This window comes from Bacteroides caecigallinarum (assembly GCF_016902295.1).
Lineage (GTDB): Bacteria > Bacteroidota > Bacteroidia > Bacteroidales > Bacteroidaceae > Phocaeicola > Phocaeicola caecigallinarum_A.
Window position 1 is genome coordinate 1 of the sequence record NZ_JACJLQ010000128.1, and the last position, 709, is coordinate 709.

Sequence of the window (709 nt, forward strand, 5' to 3'; positions counted from 1 at the left end):
GCTCTTAGTAAACTATGCAGCGTTTACATGCTGAATGGCACAGATTCTAAAATAATAAAGAATATAATAACAGAACAATGTAGCTTATAACAAGGTCGAGCCAACAGCTTAACGCTGTTCCTCACCAAACCATTAGTCACAACTTGCAATAACTTATAAATGATAACAGTATGAACAAAGACATTATAGTAGCAGAGGATGAAGATGTTAAAATCATCTTTCATTTCAAAGTGTTTTGCGAACTATTGAAAGAGTGCATATCTATATATGGAAATACTACCATAGAGAATGCACAACAAGTGGTTAAAGACTTTCATCCTCTACAACAGCCTATAAACACTACTGATGATATTGTTTTCTTTTCTCACGAAAACATTTATCATTGGGCAATGCTTGCTCTATATGGTGAAACGTATTGGTTTACACATCCTGAATGTGAAAAACTTCCCGATAGTTATGAAAAATGGATAGAAAGCGCTTTAGCCCAATATTCTTTGGATGACTGTTATGAATTTATAAGCAAGAATAATAATGTGACTAACAAAGCGTGATAACGCCTAACTGCGTTCCCCGCTTAGCCATTATAAACAATAAAACAATTTTTTATGGAAGATTTTGATATTCTAAAGAGATTTGACAATGATAAGCTAATAGATGTTGTGAAAAATTATAAGCGTTACGGCTATGATGATGAAATTCGTGATTATGC

1 protein-coding gene is annotated in these 709 nt (G+C 33.1%); it reads left to right on the forward strand.

Translation table 11 applies throughout. From position 1 onward, the window contains the following. The first annotated feature begins 170 nt into the window (after positions 1–170). Positions 171–551, forward strand: a complete 381-nt coding sequence (locus H6A27_RS14460; protein ID WP_087213248.1) for a hypothetical protein — start codon at positions 171–173, stop codon at positions 549–551. Positions 552–709: the final 158 nt, after the last annotated feature.